This is a genomic window from Caldicellulosiruptor obsidiansis OB47, from assembly GCF_000145215.1.
Lineage (GTDB): Bacteria > Bacillota > Thermoanaerobacteria > Caldicellulosiruptorales > Caldicellulosiruptoraceae > Caldicellulosiruptor > Caldicellulosiruptor obsidiansis.
Genome location: NC_014392.1, coordinates 1883819 through 1902902, shown reverse-complemented (window position 1 = coordinate 1902902; position 19084 = coordinate 1883819). Strand labels below are relative to the sequence as shown.

Genomic DNA, 19084 nt, shown 5'->3' with positions numbered 1-19084 from the left:
GGGATGATACAGAAAATTCGAGTTTCAAGAGCATACATTTTAGCATCAGTTTTATCATTTTTGAGTTTTATTTTGATTTATGAGTTTTTAAATTTCCAAAAGGTAGAGTCTCTGCAAAAAGACTTATCTGCATCGGTTGTTAGACTTCATGTTATAGCAAATAGTAATTCAAAGGAGGACCAAGAGTTAAAACTATTTGTTAGAGATAAGATTATAGAGTTTTTATCAAATAATATAGATTTTTCTAAGGGTAAATATCAAGTCTTAAAAGATATCGATAAAAGAAGATATCAAATTGAAAATTATATCAAACAGGCTTTACTGGAAAAAGGAAAGAATTACAAGGTAAGAATAACTATTCAAAGAGATTTATTTCCAAACAGAGTTTATAACAATTTTCTTTTTCCATCAGGTATATATGACTGTGTTAAGGTTTTAATAGGTGATGGTAAAGGTAAAAACTGGTGGTGTGTTATATTTCCGCCGCTTTGTATAGTGGATGAAGCAAAGCTGGAACTTCCAGCTGAAGCAAGGGAAGAACTCAAAAGTTCACTTTCAAAGAAAGAATATTTGATTGCAACAAGTTATGGTAGCATGGATAGTATGCCTGTAAAGTTAAGACTCAAGATATATGAGATTTTGAAAACAAAATTTTATAAAGAGGCATGGTTTAAACGTATTTTCAGAAGCATATAGGGTTAAAACAAGGTATTAATGAGGCGTTGAAATGCTCTTTTAGCAAAGCTTTTTGTAAGCTTGCTGAAAGAGCTTTTATTTTTTTTAGCATTTAGAGTATTTAAAAATGATAGTTTTTTTTGATATACTTAATAACGTAATAAATTAAAAATTTTAAGTAATAGGAGGAAGATTTAATGAACTTAAAAGAGAAATTCAGACATGTTTTGAACTTTCCAAAAGAGGGTATAGATTTTATTGATATAACAACAGTTTTGCAGGACAAGGATGCATTCAAATATGCTATAGATTCTCTTGTGGATTTAGTCAAAGATCTTGACTTTGAACTTATTGTTGGACCAGAATCAAGAGGGTTTATATTTGGTGCACCTGTTGCATACGTACTGAACAAAGGGCTTGTTCTTGTCAGAAAAAAAGGTAAGCTTCCTTACAAGACAGTTTCAGTTGAATATGAGCTTGAATATGGAAAAGATGTGCTTGAGATGCATATTGATGCTATAAAACCTGGTCAAAAGATTGTGATAATCGACGACCTTTTAGCAACAGGGGGTACAACACTTTCAAACATAAAACTTGTTGAAAAGCTTGGCGGTGAGGTTGTAGGGATTGCATACCTTGTTGAACTCACATACCTCAACGGAAGAGAAAATTTAAAAGGATATGATGTCAGATCTGTTGTTCAATTTGAGTCTTCTTTGATATAAAAACAAGTGGACCTGCAAAAGGTCCATCGAGGTGAAATTAGATTTGATTGACAGGTTAAATGAGCTGATAGAGAGAGTAAAAAGGTATGCGTCAGAGGAAGATATAGATCTTATTAAAAAAGCATTTGAATTTGCCCAAAAGTATCACGAAGGACAGGCAAGGAGTTCTGGTGAGCCATACATAGTGCATCCTCTTGAGGTTGCGCTGATTTTGGCAGATTTAGAGCTTGATATTGCATCAATTGTTGCAGGTCTTCTGCATGATGTTGTAGAGGATACTTCTGCGTCTTTAGAGGATATAGAAAGGGAATTTGGTAAAGAGATAGCTGAGCTTGTAGATGGAGTCACAAAACTTGGCAAGCTTGAATTTACCAGCAAGCTTGAAAGACAGGCAGAAAACTATCGCAAAATGCTCATCGCAATGGCAAAAGATATAAGGGTCATTTTAATTAAACTTGCAGATAGGCTCCATAATATGAGAACTTTAAAATATCTTCCACCTGAGAAGCAAAGACAAAAGGCTCAGGAAACAATTGACATATATGCTCCGCTTGTCCATAGACTTGGAATTTCAAAGATAAAATGGGAGCTTGAAGACTTGTCACTGCGCTATCTTGACCCTGAAGGATATTATGACCTTGTTGAAAAGATTGCAAAAAAGAGGGTAGAAAGGGAAGAGTATATCAAAAGGATTATTTCTCTTATTTCAGAGAAACTAAAAGAGGCAAACATTGAAGTTGGTCAGATAGATGGACGACCAAAGCACTTTTACAGTATCTATCGTAAGATGAAGGAACAGGGGAAAACTTTGGAAGAGATTTATGACCTTTTTGCTATCAGAATTATTGTAAATTCTGTAAAAGATTGTTATGGAGTTTTGGGAATAATTCATACTCTGTTCAAGCCTATGCCAGGCAGGTTTAAAGACTACATTGCAATGCCAAAACCAAACATGTACCAATCACTTCACACAACTGTAATAGGACCTGAAGGTGAGCCATTTGAGGTGCAGATAAGAACATTTGATATGCACAGGACAGCCGAGTATGGTATTGCCGCACACTGGAAGTACAAAGAGGGAAGGATAAAGTCAACTGATGAGGATGAAAAGTTTGCATGGTTGAGAGAACTTTTGGAGTGGCAGAAAGAGCTGAAAGACGCAAAAGAGTTTATGGAGTCATTAAAAATAAACCTCTTTTCTGACGAGGTTTTTGTTTTTACTCCAAAAGGCGATGTTATAAACCTGCCACAGGGTTCGACACCGATAGATTTTGCATATGCAATTCACAGTGAGATAGGTAATAAGATGGCAGGTGCTAAGGTAAACGGCAAGCTTGTCCCCATTGATTATGAGCTCAAAAATGGTGATATTGTCGAGATTATTACATCGCCGAACGTCCATGGTCCAAGCCAGGACTGGCTTAAGATTGTCAAGAGTCCTCAAGCAAAGAGCAAGATAAACGCATGGTTTAAAAAAGAGAGAAAAGAAGAGAATATTCAAAAAGGCAAAGATATATTGGAAAAAGAGCTCAAAAAACTAAATCTACCCTTACAATTTGCTCTAAAAGAGGATGTGCTGCAGACAGTTTCGCAAAGATATGGCTACAGAACACCTGAAGACATGTTTGCTGCACTTGGGTATGGTGGTATTACACCAACTAAGGTGGCTCTGAGGATAAAAGAGGAGATAAAGAAATACATCAAAGAAGACGGTGAAAAAGAACTTCAGCTTGAAAAACCAAAGCCTGCGAAGGCTTCTTCAAATAACGGAATACTTGTAAAAGGTGTTGAAAATGTTCTTGTGAGATTTGCAAAATGTTGCAACCCGGTACCTGGTGATGAAGTGATAGGATACATCACGCGGGGAAGAGGTGTTTCAATCCACAGGCGTGATTGTCCAAATGTTGAACAGTATTTAAAAGAGCCAGAGAGGATTGTTGAGGCTGAATGGAATGTGACAAAAGATGCAAAGTTTGACGCTACAATCAACGTTCTTGCAAATGACAGGACAGGAATACTGATGGACATAACAAACTTGCTTGGTGAGAATAAGATTTCGGTAAAGGCTATACAGGGTAGGACTACGCGAGACAGAATTGCCAATATAAATCTTACTGTTGAAATAAGCTCAACAGAACAGCTTGAAAAGATTATAAGAAAACTTAGAAAAATTGACAGTGTATTTGAGGTTCAGCGTGTAAAAGGAGGCTAAAGAATTTGAGAGCTGTTGTTCAAAGAGTAAAAGAAGCTTATGTTTTGGTTGATGGCAAAGAGGTTGGAAGAATCCAAAAAGGTCTTTGTTTGCTTGTTGGGGTTGCACAGGATGATACAGAAGAGGATGCTGATTATCTTTGTGAAAAGGTTGTAAACCTTAGAATATTTGAGGATGAGAACTCAAAGTTCAACCTTTCTTTGATGAACGTAGGCGGTGAAGTTTTGGCTATCTCAAATTTTACAGTGATGGGAGATGCAAGAAAAGGAAGAAGACCAAACTTCATGTTTGCAGCAGAAAAGGAAAAGGCAGAAAGGCTGTATAACTACTTTGTTGAAAAGCTTAAACAGAAAGTGCAAAAGGTTGAATGTGGAGTTTTTCAGGCGCGTATGGAGGTAGCTATTTTAAATGACGGACCTGTGACAGTTTTGCTTGATAGTAAGAAGGTTTTCTGAGTTGTTTTTTCAAGAAAGTAGAGGGGGTAAAGAATTTGATGTTTTTTAAATGCATTGAAGTTGGGGATGTTGTGACAAACTGTTATGTGTTTGGAAAAAAAGAGGTTGTCATTATTGACCCGGGAGATGATGCAACAAAAATTGAGAGCATTATTGTGGAAAATGATCTTATTCCAAGAGCCATACTTTTGACGCACGGACATTTTGACCATTTTTTGGGCTGCTGTTATCTAAGACAGAGATTTAAACTGCCAGTTTATGCGCACAGGGCCGAAAAGGAGATCTTATCAAATCCAGCATACAACCTGTCGTATCTAATTGGTTCAAAAATAAAGATAAACTGTGATGGCTACTTTGAAGATGGAGATGTATTTGAATTTGCTGATTTTTCATTGAAAGTATTGCACACACCAGGGCATACACCTGGTTCGAGCTGTTTTTTGTATGATAACATCTTGTTTTCGGGCGACACGTTGTTTAAGGATTCTTTTGGCAGGTGTGACCTACCACTTGGTGATGAAAGTCAGATTTTTAAGTCTATAAAGGAGAAGCTTTTGGTACTTCCAAAAACAACAAAAGTTTATCCAGGGCATGGTGTGCCAACTACCATTGGTGATGAGCTTAAAAACTTTTAATAAATACATTGCTGACTTATAGCACAAAATAATGCTATAAGTTTTTTATTTTTATTGTGCTAATATTGTGCGAAAAATCATTTTTTGCAAAAGGGGTAGAACACAATTTGAGAATAACGTATTTTTCTAACAGCCAAAGGTTTTTGTATGATTTTCAGCATATAATAAGGGCATTTTATCCTGGTGCGGAGGTAAAGTTTGGTCATGGTGGAGACATTCATTTTGAGGCACATTTTGAAGGGATGAAGGTATTTTTAAAACTGCAGGTGCAGGATAAAACTATTCAAAAAGATTTTATTCTTGTAGATGATGAACATGAGTCAAAAAGGATATTTGGAAGAAACCTTTATGACCTTTTAAAACAAGAAACAAAAAGAGAGCTTCCATGGGGGATTTTAACAGGAATAAGACCCACAAAGATTGTATACCCTTTGTTGGAGCAGGGTCTGAAAGACGAAGAGATATACAAGTTCCTACAAGAAGGATATTATATTTCTGATAAAAAATCAAAACTTCTTTTAAAGGTTGCAAAGAATGAAATGAATATTTTAAGTAAACTTGAGCCTTCTTCGGCTTGTTTGTACATAGGTATTCCAATATGCCCGACCAGGTGTCTTTACTGTTCTTTTTCCTGCCACGAGATGACAAGGCAGGTAAAAAGTTTAATAGGAATGTATACAGATAGCCTCATTTGTGAACTTGAAAAGACATATCAAAAGATAGAGGAAAACAAAAACAGAATTGTTGCAGTCTATTTTGGTGGTGGTTGTCCTGCAGTAATAGGCATAGAGAATATAAAAAAGATTTTCACAAGTCTATTTGAGAATCTTGAAAAAGACCATATTCGAGAGATTACATTTGAGGCAGGAAGGCCTGATACAATTGATGAAGAACTTTTGCAGTATCTAGTAGAGATCAACCAAGATTTGAATGTCAGGTTTTGTATAAACCCTCAAACTTCGAACGACAACACTTTGAAAATAATAGGTAGAAACCACACATTTGAAGATATAAAAAGGGCATTTGCGCAAGCTTACGAATATGGTTTTAAAAATATAAACAGTGATGTAATATTAGGGCTTCCTGGCGAAGATGAGAATGATTATAGAAAGACAATTGAGGATGTTTTAAAACTTTCTCCTGCTTCAATTACCATTCACACACTTTCCATAAAAAGGGCAAGCCTTTTAAGGTTTAGATGGGATGAATATAAATTTATGAATGAAGAAACTGTAAATGAACTTCTTGATTGGACACAATCTATCTTAGAGGAACGTGGCTACGTTCCATACTACATGTATAGACAGAAAAATATGATAGGGAACTTTGAAAATGTTGGATATTGCAAAAGAGGATTTGAAGGGCTTTACAATGTGATGATAATGCAGGAAAAACACAATATCTATGCTTGTGGTGCAAAAGCTGTGTCAAAATTTGTCTACGAAGGAGATAAAATAGAAAGAGTTTTTAATCCTGCTGATATAAAGCTCTATATTTCAAGAATGATGAATATTGAGATTTGAAGAGGGGGGAATTAAATTTTTGTTTTCTCAGGAGGTTTTGAGAAATTGCAGGATATGTCCGCGCGAGTGTGGAGTAAATAGAATAGAAGGAGAAATGGGTTTTTGCAAAATTGCAGGGGGCGTTAAGGTTGCAAAAGCCTTTTTGCATTTCTGGGAAGAACCATGTATCTCTGGAAAAAACGGTTCTGGTACAGTATTTTTTTCTGGGTGCAATATGGGCTGTGTGTTTTGCCAAAATTATGAAATAAGCCAGATGAGATTTGGTGTGTTCATAGATGTAAATAAACTTGCTACTATCTTTTTGAACCTTCAGTCAAAAGGTGCTCACAATATAAACCTTGTGACACCAACCATTTATGTTCCATATATAATTGAGGCAATTGACATTGCAAGGGAAAAGGGTCTTAGAATTCCCATTGTGTACAACACATCTTCATATGAAAAACCAGAAACCTTAGAACTTTTGAGAGGATATGTGGACATATTTTTACCAGATCTTAAATATTTTGACGATGAAATTGCAAAAAAATATTCTAATGCTCCACGATATTTCGAATTTGCTTCAAAGTCAATATTAAAGATGGTTGAACTTGTTGGTGATGTTGTTATAGAAAATGGTATAATGAAAAAAGGTGTTATAATTCGCCATTTGGTACTTCCAATGCACACAAATGATTCTATAAAGATTTTGAGCTGGATAAGAGATAATTTAAAAGGAAAAGTTATGCTGAGTCTTATGAGCCAGTATTATCCTATGTACAGAGCAAAGGAATTTAAAGAAATTTCAAGGAAGATTACAGTAAGAGAATATCAGAAGGTTGTAAACTTTGTTATTGAAAATGGTCTTGATTATGGATACATTCAAGACAAAGAGTCAGCAACAGACAGATATACGCCTGATTTTGATTTAGAAGGTATTTAAAATTACAAGAGAGGATGAGCTTTATATAATGATAAAAACACTCATTGTATTTGGGACAAGACCTGAGGCAATAAAAATGGCACCGCTTGTAAAGGAGTTACAAGAAGACTTGCGCTTTGATGTTAAAATATGTGTTACAGCACAGCACAGACAGATGCTTGACCAGGTACTTGAGATTTTTTATATTAAACCTGATTATGACCTTGACATAATGAAATACAACCAGAGCTTATTTTCTATAACTGCTGATGTGCTTTTGAGATTTGAAAAGGTTTTGGTGAAAGAAAGACCGGATATTGTGCTTGTGCATGGCGATACAACAACCACATTTGCGGCAGCACTCTCGAGTTTTTATTTTAAAACGAAGATTGGACATGTTGAGGCAGGCTTAAGAACATACAACAAATATTCACCTTTTCCTGAAGAGATGAATAGAAAACTGACAGCAGCTCTTTGTGATCTTCATTTTGCACCTACAAAAAGGGCAAAGTTGAATTTGATGGCAGAAGGTGTAAAGGAAGAAACCATCTTTGTAACAGGTAACACTGTTATTGATGCACTTAAATTTACTATTAAGAAAAATTATATTTTCAAAGAAGATAATCTAAACAATGTGGATTTTTCAAAGAGAGTAATTCTTCTCACTGCTCACAGGAGAGAAAACTTTGGAAAACCGCTCGAAAATATTTTTGAGGCTGTCCTGAAGATTGCAAATGAGTTTGACGATGTAGTTTTTGTATACCCTGTACATCTAAATCCAAATGTCAAGGATGTTGCGTACAGGATTTTAAAAGACCATCCAAGGATAAAACTGATAAATCCAATTGATGTTGATGATATGCACAACCTCATCGCAAGAAGCTATTTGGTTTTAACAGACTCTGGTGGGCTTCAGGAAGAAGCACCGTCTTTGGGAAAACCCGTAGTTGTTCTGCGCGATACAACAGAAAGACCAGAAGCTGTTTTAGCAAAAACAGTTGTTCTTGCAGGAACTCAAAAAGAAAACATAGTTAAGATTGTTACAAGCCTTTTAACAGATGAAAAAGAGTATTTTAAGATGGCAAGGGCTGTGAACCCATATGGTGATGGAGAGGCTTCAAGGAGAATAAAAGAGGCGCTTCTATATCATTTTGGGGAAAGCAGCAAAGAGCCTGATGAGTTTCGTGGGAGCGATATGTACGTGTGAAAAAAAGTGCTTTAAAAATGCCGGGTTGTTGCCGATTATTACTTTGAAAAACCCAAATTTTAAGTGCATTTTGAGGTGAGATTAAATGTTTAAAAACTTAAAAAGAATAGCTTCCATTGTAATTTTGATTTCATTTTTATTTTCCAATTTTAACCTTCAATCATTTTCACAAACCCTTTCAACCTCTTTGAATGTGGCTGTGCAAAGAGATAGTAATGGAGTTTACAGAATAACAAAAAATTCTATTTCTATAAGATGGAATGCCATTGAAGATGCAGTATCTTATGAAGTCTATGCAGCATCTTCAAGTTCCCAGATAGATTTTCAAACGGTAACCCAGAATACATACTGCGATATAACAGGGCTCAAAGGAGCAACAGCGTACAAAATAACTGTCAATGCTAAGAGCGAAGATGACCAAATATTGACTTCGCAATCAATATATGTTATAACAGAGTTTAAACTTTATGCCCAGCCGGAACCTGATCCTGCAAAAGATGAAGATATTCCACTTGGCACTGGCGGTGAACATCCAAAGTTGTTAATTACTTTTAATAAGATCAACGTATCAGATGATTTTCAGACAGATATTGGTTTTAGGGGTTATAATATTTTTGTAGGAAAAAGTCAAACGGCCTCAGATGCTAATCAGTATTATGTTGATAGTAGTACATATGAGATTTACAAGTATCAAAAGGAAAACAATATCACAGTTCCTATAAAGCTTTATAAAGACGGTGTTCAGCAGCTTGCGCAGGAAATCAACCAAACAGTAAGTGTGACAGTGTATGACAAGTATGATGGAATTGACACATTTGAGCTTGTGCCAGGTACAATGTATTACATTCTTATGAACCCGAAGATGGATAGTACAGAAGTGATTTATAAGCCTCTTACAAACATTGCATGTCCCACGCTTATGCAGGTCAGTGCTGCAAAAATAGGTGAGATTGAAAAAGATGGGAAGACTTTAGCTTTGGTGAGAGTGCAATGGCGTGGTGTTGACCCTGGAAACTATAAGCAGGATGAGATAAAGTATAGGGCTTATTACGCAACAAGCGCGAATGAACTTCCAAGAGATAATCTACCACCACAAAACATCTTTGCAACAACCTCATATAACCAGAACGAAGCATACATTCCCGGCCTTTCTATGACGACAAAGTACTATTACATAAGAGTAGAAGCCGTTTTTGCAGATGGTACCAAGATTCCTTCAGCGCTTATAAAGGTTTCTGTGACAGAGCTTGGTGATATCCCACCAACACCTAAAAACTGCCAAGCCCAAACTATTTCGCAGACAGAAATAGAGGTGTCATTTGATAAACCTGTTTTAAATGACTCAAGTTATGTATATCAGATTTGGATTTCAAAAGAATACAAAGATGTTCTTGATTCAGAGGGAAATCCCACAGTATACAAACTTGTTTATAGTAGTTCTACTTATGATCCTAACATAGACGGCTTTTTACCAGGTGATTTGACATTAGATGGTTCAAGGTATAAATACAAGATATCAAACCTTGAACCAAACACTGTTTATTATTTCAAGATTAGAATTATAAACACGGCAAACCAGAAAAAATCTGACTTTTCGCTTGTATTTGTTGGTACTACAAAACCTGTTGCTGTTTTGAACATACCGCCTGTAGATGACAATTTTGTAAGGCAAATTCAACCTTCTGAGACAAGTTTTAGAATCTATGTTTATCAAGAGGATTTGCTTTCAAAGATACATCAGGCGATATTAGATTATGTATCACAATCAGTTTACTTTTCTGGCAACTTGACAGTTTCTGAAAAGGTATACTATCAGGTATATGTTTGTGAGTCATCTTGGGATGAAAAGAATGTAAAAATTTGCTTTGAACTTCCATCAGAGAGTATTTCAAATTACATTGATATATCAAACCTCAAAAGCAATACTCCTTATTATATCAGGTTTAAAGTAAGAGTTTATCTTGACAAAGACTATCTTTCAGAATTTAGCAAGGCATATGTTGTTGTGACAAAACCCCAACAAATACCACCGGTTATTTCACAGCCAGAGATACCCAAGAATTTTATGGTTGCGCCTGAAGATGATGCACTAACACAAACATCTGTAAAGCTTGTATGGGATACAAAGCCGGTTCAGTCATATATAATTTTGCAAACTTTAAGGCCACTTGAAGACAATAAGCTCACTGTTGAAGAAACAAGAGATTATTTTGTAAAGACACTTAAACAAAAAGTTGAGATCTACAGACAGGTATCTGATTCAACTTTTGTGGTGCAGCAGGTTGTATATGATATATATTCTCCAAATGCTCCTGTTGGTGCACGGATATATATTGGAGTCACACCTCCTGTGACATTTAAGAACCTTGCCCCTAATACTCTGTATTATTTTTCTATAAAAGCAATAGAAAATAACAGAGAATCGCTTTGGGGAAGCATTGCAGTTACAACTGCGTCAATTGAAAAGCCTGAAAATTTAATGGTAATTTCAAGAGATTCAAGCGGACATGGACTTACAATCCAGTGGAACGGCAATCCAAATTACGGCTATCAGATTTTTGTAAGGCAAGAAAATAGCACTGTGTATACTTTGGTATATTCAGGTTCAATTTCACCTGCTTCTGTAGTGTCGTCAAAAGTTGCTGTATATAAATATTACATTGGGAATTTAAGTTCAAATACCTTGTACTACATCAGAGTAAGAAGCATTCATATCCCGACTGGGAAGGTTTCAATTTTTGCAGAGGTTTTAGCACGAACCATTTTTAACCAGAGCGATTTTGAAAATCAGCAGCAAAAGCTCAAAGAGGAAGAGCAAAACAGAATAAGGGAAATCCAGAATCAGAAACAGGTTACTATAGTTCTTGAAAATAGCTCTGATAGGTATTATATTTACGTCAATGACCAAAACGCTCAAGATGAAATCCAACGTACAAATTCGAATGAGTTTGTTATAGACTTTACAAAAGCACTTTATTCTTCTGCCAAAGGTCAGGTTTTGTTTTCTTACAGGGTAGCAGATGCACTTGAGAAGCTTCAGAAGAGTTTTGTTTTGAAATACAAAAATAGTATATTAAAGCTTCCACCGGGTGCTTTGAATGTTTCTGAGGTTGAGAATATTTCAAAAAGATATGGAATTGACAAAGGATTGGTGATGATATTAATAGAACTTTCCTCAGCTTATGCTTTGCCACCTTCATATGGTTATGATATTGACTCTGATGTGATAACAATGAAGGTAACTGCCAGGTATTATCTAAATGATGAAATGGCTGTGTCAAGCTTTACAAAACCTGTGAACATTACGTTGAAGCTTGCAAGCTTGGCTGGTCAGGCAAACCAAACAAGGGCTGTATATGACTTTTCGAACAGCAGCTTTGTAACCAATTTTTCTCTTGACAGTCTTTCAAACAGTGCAACCTTTAATGTTGAAAAGCCTGGCACATTTGGTGTGCTGAAAACTCAGGCTATATCAAATTACACTCTTAGCAAGTACAAAGATGATATAGTTTATATTTCTCAAAAATTTAACTTAAATGCTCTATACAGTGACTTTAGTAAAGGTCTTTCTCAGGATTATGCAGCCATGCTTATAACAAAAGTGTTTGGTATTGATGCTGAAAAAGTCAAAAACGGTAATCTGACAAGACAAGAAGCTATATATATTTTAGCAAGAGTATATGAACAGAAAATATCATCTTCGATTGACAATATTGTTATTACAAAGTCAACAAGTTTTATACCCGATGAAAGGTATAAAAAGTATATCCTTGGTATGATGTCAATCGGGGTTGTTGATAGTGATTTGGACCCTTATGAAGCAATAAAGGTTGATGAATTTGTTCACTATATTGTCAATCTTGAAAAGATTTTAAAATATTAAAAAATGGGTGAGAAGAAAGATGAAATCTATTACAATCAGAATAATTTCGATTTTCCTTTTAATATCTTTTTTGATTGTTTTGGTACCCCAAAATATAATAGCACAGCCTACGATTGTTCTTCCTGCACCTGAAAAGTTGAATATAACCCTTTTAAATAATCTTCCAAGGATGGAAGTAGATCAGGACGGAACTATAACCCTTTATTTTTCGTGGCAGTATTCTTACTCTGACTTTGACTATTTTGAGCTGTATCTTGGTGATGACCCGACCAGATTTCCCTATGGATATACTATATACAAAAACGACCCAAACCTTACAGTTTCAAATGGGAATTATACTTACAAAGTTCAAAGCTTGCCAAATGGACAAAAGATTCCGAACGGAACTATTTTTTATGCTAAGATAAGAAGTGTAAGAGTTTTGCAGGAGCAAACAGGAAGTGTTGTTTATTACTCTTCATATTCAAACACTATTGTGTTTTTAACACCTATCTTTGTTGGATGTTATACAAATGCTGAAGATGCCATTGATATAGTGTGGGACGATGTTTACTATTCTGGCAAAAGAATAGATTATGACATATATGTGTCAAAGGATATAAGCTTTACAACGCCAACAAAGTATCAGATTGATGGTGAAAGGATAACCCTTCTTCAAAGCCAAAAACCGGGTGGAAGGGTTGAAATTCTGCCTGGCAGGAAACTCAAATACACAGCCGCAGGACTTTCACCGAGCAGTCTTTACTATGTAAAAGTTTTGCCTAGAAATTTGCCGCAAGAGGTAATCTGGCGTGACCCGCAGACATACACACCGCCTAATATAAATGTAATTGGTGAGGCGGCAACATACATTCAGGCAGAGGCTCAGAGAATTGCTGACAATGTTGTGTGGCTCAGGTGGGCAAAGGTATCAATTGCTGAAAATGAATATGAAATTTACAAAGGTAGCAAAGACCAGATACCCACTTTGGTTGGTACAGTTTCGGCAAACGAGTTTTTTGCTGTTGTGAGCATAACAGACGATGTGTTTTTCAGAATACAGGTTGATGTTTTTGATAGTTTCGGAAGAAAAGTTTCTATCAGATCAAAAGACCTTTATGTTCATCCATACACACTGCCTTTTGCGCCGCCTGCAGTAGAAAATTTAACAGCTTTTCCAAAATCTCAGGATACTATTTCTCTGCGATTCAAAATACCAACAGATAAAGAGGTTGTGTATGATTTTTATTACAAAAAATATTCTGATACAAATGCAGACTTCATGCTTTATATATCAAATTACCAGATGAAACCTTCTGATGAAGAAAAAGATGAGAATAATCTTCCGACAGGATACTATAGATTTGACATTACAGGACTTGAAAAAAATAGTGTTTATGTTTTGAAGATTGTTGTGAAAAAGAGGTTTTTCGATTATGAACAGGGAACATATATTTACAAGGAATCAACTCCCGCTTTTACAATATCTTATACTCTATCAGGAGATATAACACCACCTACCAGTCCAACCCTTTTATCTGTTGTTTATACAACTTACGATTCTGTGCTTTTATCATGGCAGCCTATAACTATTGCAGGTGTTCAGCCACCAACTGTGGACAGAAGCATCTTTTATGAGGTAAACTTTGCAGTGTACCAATATGGAATGAATATAACTAATCCAGAAAATCTTGATACAGCAAGCTTTCAGAAGATAATACTTTCTGACTATCAGCTGGATTCATCAGGCAAGGTTTTATTTAGAGTAAGTAATCTTTCCTCAAACACAAGGTATGTATTTTTTGTAAGAGCAGTCAGAAAAATTGATAATAACGTTTATTATTCACTACCATCAAATATAGTGATAGCAACAACTTTAATAAAGTATGAAATACCGCTACCTTCTTCAGTTCCGATTGTTGAAAACTTGAGTGTTGTTACAACAACATATAACTCTGCTTTGCTTTCATGGAGCTATATAGAGAATGTATATTTTGAAGTTCAAGTTTCGGAAGATATAAAAAACGCAAATGCGTGGCAGATTGTGTCAGATAGTTTTAAACCATCCATAAAAGAAGTTGATTATACCACCGGACTTTGTTATTTCACAGTTCAGAACCTGAAACCTGATACTCTTTATTATTTCAGAGTAAGGGCATATATCATTAAAGATAATCAAAAAATATATTCGGAATTTTGCAGTCCTGTTTTTGGCAGGACACAGAAGGTACCACCTCCCAAAATACCAATTGCTTTTGGTATAAAAGAATATGGAAAGGAATATGTCATTTTTGTTTGGGAGATTGCTGAAACAGGTAGAAAATATGTTGTTGAGATAGCTGATAATATTTCGTTTTATAATTCTAAGAAATATACCACAGATACAGATGCTACTGAATACAAGGTATCAGGCTTGAAACCTAATACAAGATATTGGGCAAGACTGTTTGCTTTAGCTTCTGACGGGCAGCTTTCTCAGTCAACAGAAATTATATCTTTTGTTACAAAAAAGGATGTAAGTGAATATACAGGCGTATTTGATTCAATTCAAGACACAACTCAGCCTGTTATAACCATAGAAGATCCTTCTGCTGGGAAAATGATAGTAGAGATTACTTACAGGTATGTAAACGAATCTTTGGATTCAAAACCTGTTTTGATTGACTTTACAAAAAGAACAAACCAATCTATTTACCAGTTTGTGATAAAAATAAGGTATGATGTTTTAAAGGCACTTGTAAAGCTCAATAAAGACTGTATTGTCATGTTAGACGGTGCATCTTCGCAGTTCAATTTTGCTGCCATAGATAATGAGGACATAAATAAACTGACAATGAGTGGTGTATCACCCTCAAATGTATATATTGAACTTACATTTATAAAAGCATCTGACAAATATAATGTAAGTGATGCTATTTCAGAAATTTATGATATCAGATACACAGCTTCAAGCTCGACAAAGCAGATTGGAATATCATATTTTCCAATGCCAATTAAAATTTCACTTGTAAACAGAGAACCATGGTCAGTCGCAATACCATATGTTTTTGATTTGACCTCTCTTTCTTGGAAAGAACCAGATAGTTTTGAGTTTTCAAGTGATAATAAAAGTGTGACGTTTAATTTGCAAACGCCTCAGGCAATTGTAATTGTAAGAAAAAGCTTTTATAAAGATATAATTTCAAGTAGTTATGCAACAAAGCTTTACAATCTTTTTAAAAACTTTCCCAGCGACGATACAAGTGATACAATAGGAATAAAAAATGCTGTGTCAAAACAGGAACTAGCATCTTTTTTAGTATATTTTGCAGAGAAGAAAAGACTCTACAGGTTTGAGATAATTGACGATTATGTTAAAAAAGCATACAAGGCAGGGCTAATTGAAAATACCCAGGACAATTCTATTCTCACAAAAGAAGCTGCTGTAGATATGATGGTAAAGTTTTATGAAATTTACACTGGTAATGAAATTTCAGCAGATAATGTTACATGGACAAAACTTTCTGCCGACGACAAATACCTTTTGTCATTGAAAAAGGCGTACAAAATGGGTTGGCTGTTTGACCATGTTACGTTCAATCCTAAAGAGACAGCAACAAGAGAATATGTTTTAGCATTTTTCTATCATGTTGTTTCAAGTATGTAAAAAAATGCAAGAAGCAAGAAGGTGACAAGACAAGATGAAATGGTTTCTAAGAACTTTTATTTGCTTGATATTAGTAGTAGCTTTATTTTGGCAGGTAAAGGTTTTTGCAGCAGATGTGTTTTGCAAGATTGAATATTACTTTAATGGTACGAATAATATGCGAGTTATATTGTATTCAAAGACGAACAAGAGCTACTATGTAAAAGGATTTACAAGAGACTCGGATAGACAGGTTACTGTTTATTTTTCTGAGAAGAAAACTTTTTCATCTGAGTCAAATTCGGTTTTAATTCCTCAGAGCATGTTTCTTTTACCAGTAAGAGTAATTTTAATGCCCTCAGATGGTTCTTTGCTGTTTAAAGACATTAAAAATTCACCATACAAAGATCACATTTTATTTCTTGCAAGTATTGGGAAAGTTGATGGATATAAGGACGGTACTTTCAAACCAAAGAATACTGTTACACGTCAAGAATTTGTGAAGTTTTTTGTTAATATGTTTAATATAAAAGTAGAGAAGAATGACAAAAAATATTCTTTTTCAGATATTCAAAACTGCTGGGCAAAATCTGAGATAGAAACCCTTTATAAGATGGGAATTATCACAGGTATAAAAGATAAACAAAATAGGCTTCTTTTTAGGCCAAACGATGGGATTACTTATGAACAGGCAATTGCAATTTTAGCAAGATATCTTAAGCTTAAGTCTGTCTCAAAAAATGATTATAAGTCATGGGCAAACCAGTATATAAATGCTTTTGTAGACAATCAACTTATAAGTACTGAAGAAATAAAAGATTTAAAATTGAACAGTTTTGCAACAAGAGAGTGGATAGCATATATTTTTAGCAAGACAATTTTCAAATAGGAATACCGAGTTTTGCTTAAAATTGATATTGATAAATTTTAAAATGAGTGTATAATTATTGAGGTGTGTTTATAGATTAAATCAGTGAAAGGGGCTATTTATATGTATAAAAAGTTTGTTGTGTTGGTTTTACTAGTAGCATTTTTTATTCCTTTATTAAGCGGATGTTCATCAAATAACCAAAACATGACAACCTTAGAGAAAATAAAAAAGACAAAAGAATTTGCAGTGGGAATGGATAACACGTTTCCACCGATGGAGTTTGCAGATGATAATAATAACACTGTTGGTTTTGATGTGGATTTAGCAAATGAAATAGCTAAAAAGCTGGGAGCAAAATTAAAGATTGTTACTGTTGACTGGAGCGGAATCCAGAGTGCTTTAAAGTCTAAAAAATTTGATGCTATTATTTCATGCTTTAGTATAACAGATGAGAGAAAGAAAGCTTTCAATTTAGCAGGACCATATCTTTACATTCGTCAGGTTATTGCTGTGAAAAGGGGTGACAGCTCCATCAAAAGTTTTGAAGATTTAAAAGGGATTAAGATAGGTGTTCAGGCAAACACGACAGGTGACAGTGCCGTTCAAAAGATGAAGTTTATAAACTATGAAAAGGATGTCACACGATATGAAAGGATAACTGATGCTTTTAACGACCTTGACATTGGAAGAATAAAAGCAGTTGTGATAGACAGTGTTGTTGCTTATTACTATAAAAAGCAGAACCCTGAAAAGTTTGACATAGCACCTGCTGAGCTTGAAAAAGAACCTGTGGGAATAGCTTTAAGAAAAGAGGACAAAGAACTTTACAATGAAATTCAGAAGATTTTAGACCAGTTAAAGAAGGACGGGACTATTGCAAAAATATCTGAAAAATGGTTTGGAGAAGACATTACAGATTAAAATAGAGGTGGCATAAGTTGACAGACAGTATCATAATAAAATACTTTCCTGTTCTTTTGAAAGCAAGCGTTGTTACAATTGAACTTACTGCGATTGCAGTTACGATTGGACTTATATTTGGGCTTGTTGCTGCTCTTTTTAGAATTTCAAAAATAAAACTTTTAAATTATATTGGCAGCTTTTATGTATGGCTGTTTAGAGGAACACCGCTGCTTTTGCAGATATTTTTTATCTACTATGGTCTTCCTAAAATTGTTCCTGCTCTGACACTGCCAGCATTTTTAGCAGGGGCAATTGCTCTTATTATCAACTCAGGAGCATATACCGCAGAGATTATAAGAGCAGCAATTTTATCAATAGACAGGGGGCAGTATGAAGCTGCTAAAGCACTTGGTATGACATATATTCAAACAATGAGATATGTAATTATACCGCAGACTTACAAGAGGTTGATACCACCAATTGGCAATGAGTTTATTGCGCTTTTGAAAGATTCTTCACTTGTTTCTACAATTGGCATGGTTGAACTTATGCGCGCAGCACAATTAAAGGCATCTCAAACTGGAAGAGATGCAGAGATTTATTTGGCCGCACTTGTAATATATTTAGCGCTTACTACGATTTTTACTACAATATTTAATTGGCTTGAAAAGAGGCTGGGAAAGTATGAGCAGCATTAATGGAGAAAAAAACAAAAAAATGATAATTACAAAGGACATTGTCAAATATTTTGGACACAATCTTGTACTGGACAGGGTGTCTTTAGAGGTAGACAGGGGAGAAGTTGTGGTTATAATAGGTCCGTCTGGATCTGGCAAAAGCACTTTCCTACGCTGTCTTAATCATTTAGAGAGAATCAATTCAGGGTATATTGAAATTGATGGATTTGTTATTGAAGATAAAGTATTGAATGAAAAGCATAAAAAACACAGCTCAAAAGAGATAGCAAGATTTTGTTCACAGATAGGTATGGTATTTCAAAGATTCAATCTCTTTCCTCACATGACAGCGCTTGAGAATGTTATAGTTGGACCTGTTGTTGTAAATAAGATGAAAAAAGAAGAAGCAGTGGAGCTTGGAATGAAACTTCTTGAGAAAGTGGGGCTCAGAGACAAGGCAGGCTTTTATCCTTCTCAGCTTTCTGGTGGACAGCAGCAAAGAGTTGCAATTGCCAGAGCTTTGGCTATGAAACCCAAAGTGATGCTGTTTGATGAACCAACATCTGCACTTGACCCTGAACTTGTGGGTGAAGTTTTAAATGTAATGAAAGAGCTGGCAAGGGAAGGTATGACAATGCTTGTTGTGACTCATGAGATGGGATTTGCAAGAGAAGTTGCAAACAGAATTGTTTTTATGGACAAGGGAAAGATTGTGGAAGAAGGATTACCTGAAGAGATATTCACAAATCCCAAGCAAGAGAGAACAAGACAGTTTTTGCAAAAGATATTGTGATTGTGGTAAGATTAAAAAAT

14 protein-coding genes are annotated in these 19084 nt (G+C 35.1%); all 14 read left to right on the top strand.

Annotated elements, in window-relative coordinates:
- The first annotated feature begins 3 nt into the window (after positions 1-3).
- The 14 genes from COB47_RS08840 (at position 4) to COB47_RS08775 (ending at position 19064) form a co-directional block, all read left to right on the top strand.
- On the top strand, positions 4-696 hold the full coding sequence (locus COB47_RS08840) for a stage II sporulation protein R (protein WP_013291037.1): 693 nt from the start codon (positions 4-6) through the stop codon (positions 694-696).
- A 176-nt stretch (positions 697-872) separates the two neighbouring features.
- Positions 873-1400 carry an adenine phosphoribosyltransferase gene (locus COB47_RS08835; RefSeq protein WP_013291036.1) on the top strand — a complete coding sequence of 176 codons (528 nt, stop codon included), beginning with the start codon at positions 873-875 and terminating at the stop codon, positions 1398-1400.
- Between the two features lie 31 nt (positions 1401-1431).
- Entirely contained in the window at positions 1432-3612 is a 2181-nt protein-coding gene (locus COB47_RS08830) for a RelA/SpoT family protein (protein WP_193343282.1), read from the top strand.
- A gap of 5 nt (positions 3613-3617) precedes the next feature.
- Positions 3618-4067, top strand: a complete 450-nt coding sequence (gene dtd / locus COB47_RS08825; RefSeq protein WP_013291034.1) for a D-aminoacyl-tRNA deacylase — start codon at positions 3618-3620, stop codon at positions 4065-4067.
- Between the two features lie 38 nt (positions 4068-4105).
- Positions 4106-4702: an MBL fold metallo-hydrolase gene (locus COB47_RS08820; protein ID WP_013291033.1), complete on the top strand. Its 597-nt coding sequence runs from the start codon at positions 4106-4108 to the stop codon at positions 4700-4702.
- Positions 4703-4758: 56 nt separating this feature from the next.
- Complete coding sequence (locus tag COB47_RS08815; protein WP_013291032.1) at positions 4759-6225, top strand: coproporphyrinogen III oxidase; 1467 nt, start codon at positions 4759-4761, stop codon at positions 6223-6225.
- A 19-nt stretch (positions 6226-6244) separates the two neighbouring features.
- Positions 6245-7147: a radical SAM protein gene (locus COB47_RS08810; protein ID WP_013291031.1), complete on the top strand. Its 903-nt coding sequence runs from the start codon at positions 6245-6247 to the stop codon at positions 7145-7147.
- A gap of 28 nt (positions 7148-7175) precedes the next feature.
- Positions 7176-8333, top strand: coding sequence for a non-hydrolyzing UDP-N-acetylglucosamine 2-epimerase (gene wecB / locus COB47_RS08805; RefSeq protein WP_013291030.1), 1158 nt, complete (start codon positions 7176-7178; stop codon positions 8331-8333).
- Between the two features lie 85 nt (positions 8334-8418).
- Positions 8419-12216, top strand: coding sequence for a fibronectin type III domain-containing protein (locus tag COB47_RS08800; RefSeq protein ID WP_013291029.1), 3798 nt, complete (start codon positions 8419-8421; stop codon positions 12214-12216).
- A gap of 19 nt (positions 12217-12235) precedes the next feature.
- The gene (locus tag COB47_RS08795; RefSeq protein ID WP_013291028.1) at positions 12236-15841 is read left to right on the top strand and encodes a fibronectin type III domain-containing protein; all 3606 of its coding nucleotides are present in this window, start codon (positions 12236-12238) and stop codon (positions 15839-15841) included.
- A gap of 34 nt (positions 15842-15875) precedes the next feature.
- A complete protein-coding gene (locus COB47_RS08790; protein WP_013291027.1) occupies positions 15876-16709 on the top strand; it encodes an S-layer homology domain-containing protein in 834 nt (277 codons plus the stop codon).
- A gap of 102 nt (positions 16710-16811) precedes the next feature.
- On the top strand, positions 16812-17612 hold the full coding sequence (locus tag COB47_RS08785) for an ABC transporter substrate-binding protein (protein ID WP_013291026.1): 801 nt from the start codon (positions 16812-16814) through the stop codon (positions 17610-17612).
- Positions 17613-17629: 17 nt separating this feature from the next.
- Entirely contained in the window at positions 17630-18292 is a 663-nt protein-coding gene (locus COB47_RS08780) for an amino acid ABC transporter permease (RefSeq protein ID WP_013291025.1), read from the top strand.
- A complete protein-coding gene (locus COB47_RS08775) occupies positions 18279-19064 on the top strand; it encodes an amino acid ABC transporter ATP-binding protein (RefSeq protein WP_013291024.1) in 786 nt (261 codons plus the stop codon). Before COB47_RS08780 ends, COB47_RS08775 begins: the two co-directional genes overlap by 14 nt.
- Positions 19065-19084 lie beyond the last annotated feature (20 nt).

What these genes read in the sequence shown, in the direction of transcription:
- COB47_RS08840 (WP_013291037.1), top strand. Translation starts at nt 4, where the DNA reads ATGATACAGAAAATTCGAGTTTCAAGAGCATACATTTTAGCATCAGTT.
- COB47_RS08775 (WP_013291024.1), top strand. Translation starts at nt 18,279, where the DNA reads ATGAGCAGCATTAATGGAGAAAAAAACAAAAAAATGATAATTACAAAG.
- COB47_RS08795 (WP_013291028.1), top strand. Translation starts at nt 12,236, where the DNA reads ATGAAATCTATTACAATCAGAATAATTTCGATTTTCCTTTTAATATCT.
- COB47_RS08790 (WP_013291027.1), top strand. Translation starts at nt 15,876, where the DNA reads ATGAAATGGTTTCTAAGAACTTTTATTTGCTTGATATTAGTAGTAGCT.
- COB47_RS08820 (WP_013291033.1), top strand. Translation starts at nt 4,106, where the DNA reads ATGTTTTTTAAATGCATTGAAGTTGGGGATGTTGTGACAAACTGTTAT.
- COB47_RS08785 (WP_013291026.1), top strand. Translation starts at nt 16,812, where the DNA reads ATGTATAAAAAGTTTGTTGTGTTGGTTTTACTAGTAGCATTTTTTATT.
- COB47_RS08835 (WP_013291036.1), top strand. Translation starts at nt 873, where the DNA reads ATGAACTTAAAAGAGAAATTCAGACATGTTTTGAACTTTCCAAAAGAG.
- COB47_RS08800 (WP_013291029.1), top strand. Translation starts at nt 8,419, where the DNA reads ATGTTTAAAAACTTAAAAAGAATAGCTTCCATTGTAATTTTGATTTCA.
- wecB (WP_013291030.1), top strand. Translation starts at nt 7,176, where the DNA reads ATGATAAAAACACTCATTGTATTTGGGACAAGACCTGAGGCAATAAAA.